General features: G+C 71.8%; 3 protein-coding genes. All 3 read right to left on the bottom strand.

All coding sequences use genetic code 11. The features are described from left to right. Positions 1-311: 311 nt before the first annotated feature. The 3 genes from ACZ4UB_RS39490 to ACZ4UB_RS39480 all read right to left on the bottom strand — a co-directional run bounded on the left by ACZ4UB_RS39490 (position 312) and on the right by ACZ4UB_RS39480 (position 3,198). The gene (locus tag ACZ4UB_RS39490) at positions 312-965 is read right to left on the bottom strand and encodes a maleylpyruvate isomerase N-terminal domain-containing protein (protein WP_468078127.1); all 654 of its coding nucleotides are present in this window, start codon (positions 963-965) and stop codon (positions 312-314) included. 26 nt (positions 966-991) lie between these two features. Further along, complete coding sequence (locus ACZ4UB_RS39485) at positions 992-2,176, bottom strand: sensor histidine kinase (protein ID WP_468078125.1); 1,185 nt, start codon at positions 2,174-2,176, stop codon at positions 992-994. 320 nt (positions 2,177-2,496) lie between these two features. Further along, on the bottom strand, positions 2,497-3,198 hold the full coding sequence (locus tag ACZ4UB_RS39480; RefSeq protein WP_468078123.1) for a response regulator transcription factor: 702 nt from the start codon (positions 3,196-3,198) through the stop codon (positions 2,497-2,499). Between the last annotated feature and the right edge of the window lie 191 nt (positions 3,199-3,389).

The raw sequence follows: 3,389 nt of genomic DNA, 5'->3' as shown, positions 1-3,389 counted from the left end.
CGTTTCCGACTCTATCAGACTCTTTCGTGTCCGATTCCCGGTCGAAGCGGGTTTCGCTTTCCAGTTCTTCGCTTTCGCGTTTCCCTTTCCGGCGAGTCCGACTCTATCAGAAGTTTCGGACCGGTTCTCCCGGCGTTCACAACTGAAAAAGAGCGGAGTGCACCCCTGATGGAATTCAATTCCATGGGAGGGGGGCGGTCAGACTCTAAACCATCGCTGCCGAACTTGTCCAGTTCGAGGCAACCGTTCGACTCTACCCAGCCACCACTCCCCTGTCAACGCCCCGCGTACGCCGGCGGCCGGACCCGGCGTCAGCCCAGTACGAACGGGAGCCGGCCCGCCAGTTCGCCCAGCTCAGCGGCTTGCGCAGCGGTTGGGGACCGGCGCCCGGTGCCGATCAGCAGTGCGGCCCGGTCGGAGAACGACGGGGGGAACGGCTCGCCCGCGATCGACTCCAGCAGCTCGCGCGAGCGGGCGAGGCATTCCCGCGGCGGCTGGGCGGCGTCCGGGAGGTGCGCGACCAGATCGAGGTGGTGCAGGGTCCACTCGAGGACGTAGGCACGGAGGTAGTCGCCCGCGGTGAGGACCTCGTCCTTGGTTCCCACGCACATCGCGCGATCGGCCAGGGCGGCGGCGCGGCCGGCGGCGGAACCCACGTCGTCGAGGTGGAACTTGAGCAGCCACGGCTCCCCGTACGCGGCGGCGAGGCGGACCACCAGCGCGTCGAGCGGGTCCTGTCCCGTCGGGGCCTCGACGAGGTCCCAGTACGTCACCGCGTCCCGGGTCGGTTCCGCGTCGACGGGGGTGACCAGCGTGATCAGCACGTCCTGGGCGTCGATGACCAGATGGCACACCAGGTCGCGCACGAGCCACCCCGCACAGCCGGACGGCCGCGCGAAGTCCTCGTCCGCCAGCTCGGCGACCGCCGCCCGCAACGCCGTCCAAGACCGCGAGAAGTCGTCCACGCCCGCAACCTAACAGCGCCCCGCGCTCAGGGGGCGGCGGCTTCGCCGGTCGTCCCGTCCGGCCGCGGCGCCGCGGGGACGCTCAAGGTGAAGGTGGTGCCGGGGGCCGGGGCGGCCGGGCGGGCCGTGAGGGTGCCGCGGTGGCGGTGGGCGATGTCGCGCGCGATGGCGAGCCCGAGGCCGCTGCCGCCGGCGTCGCGGGTGCGGGCCTCGTCGAGACGGGTGAAGCGTTCGAAGACCCGCTCGCACTCCTCGGGGGTGAGGGCGGTGCCGTCGTTGTGGACGGTGACCGTGCACGTACGCCCGTCGTCGGTGACGGTGAGGACCACGGCGGTGCGCGCGTGCCGTACGGCGTTGTCGAGGAGGTTGCGCAGCAACCGGTGCAGCTGGAGCCCGTCGCCGCGGACCGGGGCCTGATCCGGGGACGGGTCGATGGTCACTGGGTGGTCCAAGTGTCCGTGTTCCAGGACGAGTTCGCGCATCAGCCCCGCGAGGTCGACCAGCGAGCGGGGGGCCGGTTGGTCGGGGCGGGCCAGCAGGAGCAGGTCCTCGGTGAGGCCGTGGAGCCGGCGGGTGGCGACCAGGGCGCCCTCCAGGGCCTCGGTCGGATCGATGCTGTCCGGGGGGTCGAGCGCGGTCTCGAGTTGGTAGTGCAGGGCGGCCAGGGGGGAGCGCAGTTCGTGGGCCGCGTCACCGACGAAGCGGCGCTGCCGGTCGACGGCGTCCTCCAGGCGGTCGAGGGTGGTGTTCGTCGTCCTGGCGAGTGCCCGGATCGGGTCGCGGCCCTCGGGGACCGGCACCCGGCGGTCGAGGCTGTCGTCGGTGATCTCGGCGACCTCGGCGACCTCGCGCCGCATCGCGTCGACCGGGCGCAGTGAACGCCGGGTGGCGGCCCAGGCCGTCGCGGCCACCACGAGCGCGGCGGCGGGGACGCTCGCCGCCAGGGGCTCGGTGAGCGCGTCCGAGACGTAGTCGGCGGCGTACGTCGGCACGAGGAGGTAGAGGGTGGACCGACACGAGCCGTCGGACTCGGTGGGGTGCTCGCAGCCGTCCGCCGGGGTGATCACCGCAATGCTGACCACGTAGAGGGTCTTGTGGGAAAGGGCGTACGCCTCCGCGTGCGCGCTCTGCTCCACCGGTGCGGGATACCCGCTCGCGCTGCGCAGACCGCCGTCCGGGAGGTGGAAGCGCGACCGTTCCCTCTCGTCCACTTCACCGAGCCGCACGGTATGGGTGTGGGGATTGCCCACGGCCCGGTGTCCGGCCGGGTCCGGGGCGGCGGCGGGAGCAGCGACGTGAGGCCCGCCAGGTACCTGGTCCCTCCCAAGGCGGTGATGACGCGGCCGTCCCGGTCGATCTGTACGAACGGCTCCTCGCCCGGGCCGGACGGGCCGTCCTTCCAACCCCGGGCCCCGATGCCGAAGAGGACCAGGGCGGCGAGCCCGGCCACGAGCGCGGTCCGCAGGGGGGTGGACAGCCGGCGCACGAGGCGCACCGGATGCGCCATCGGCGCCACGTCCGGTGCGGACGGTCAGCCGGCACGACGTTCCGCACGGGTGTCGAGGCGGTAGCCGCGGCTGCGGACGGTCTCGATGGTGTGCGTCCCGAAGGGGGCGTCCACCTTCTTGCGCAGCGCGGAGACGTACACCTCCACGATGGCGGTGCCGCCGGTGTAGGCCGGGTCCCACACCTCGTCGAGGATCGCCTCCTTCGACACCGGCTGGTCCGGTGTGTGCATCAAGCAGGCGAGGATCGCGAACTCTTTTGGCGTGAGGGCGAGTTCGCGGTCCCCGCGGCCCGCCCGTCGCGCGGCGAGGTCGAGCCACAGGTCTCCGGCGCGCAGGACGGAGCGGTCGTCGGTACCGCCCGCGCCGCCGCGGCGCAGGAGGGCGCGGAGCCGGGCGAGGAGGACGACCGAGGAGAACGGCTTGACCAGGTAGTCGTCGGCGCCGGTGTCCAGCCCCTCGGCCTCGTCGTGGGCGCCGTCCTTCGCGGTGAGCATCAGCACGGGCGTGTCCACGCCCACGGCGCGCAGGGCGGCGCAGATCCGGTAGCCGTTCAGGCCGGGGAGCATGAGGTCGAGCACGATCACCGCGTGGTCGCCGGCGAGGGCGCGCTCCAGCCCCGCTCTCCCGTCGGCCACCAGCTCGACTCGGTACCCCTCCGCGGTCAGGCCGCGGCGCAGCGCCGGGCCGAGCTGGGGATCGTCCTCGACGACCAGGATCTCTTTCATGCACCCAAGACTTACATGCGCTTTGTCCCGATTCCTGAAGGTGATCTTTAGGATCCTCAGGACACCTTTGGGCAGCCGCGGCCCATCGAAGGAAATTGGTCCGGAACGCAGAAAAGCCCCGCACCATAAGGTGCGGGGCTTTCCCACAATGATTGTTCGGCGGCGTCCTACTCTCCCACAGGGTCCCCCCT

Source organism: Streptomyces sp. NPDC028419 (genome assembly GCF_055565515.1).
The sequence above is the reverse complement of the archived record's forward strand: the minus strand, read 5'-3'. Positions and strand labels throughout refer to the sequence as shown.

Coding starts and splice junctions, on each gene's coding strand:
- ACZ4UB_RS39480 (WP_468078123.1), bottom strand. CDS start 3,198: ATGAAAGAGATCCTGGTCGTCGAGGACGATCCCCAGCTCGGCCCGGCG.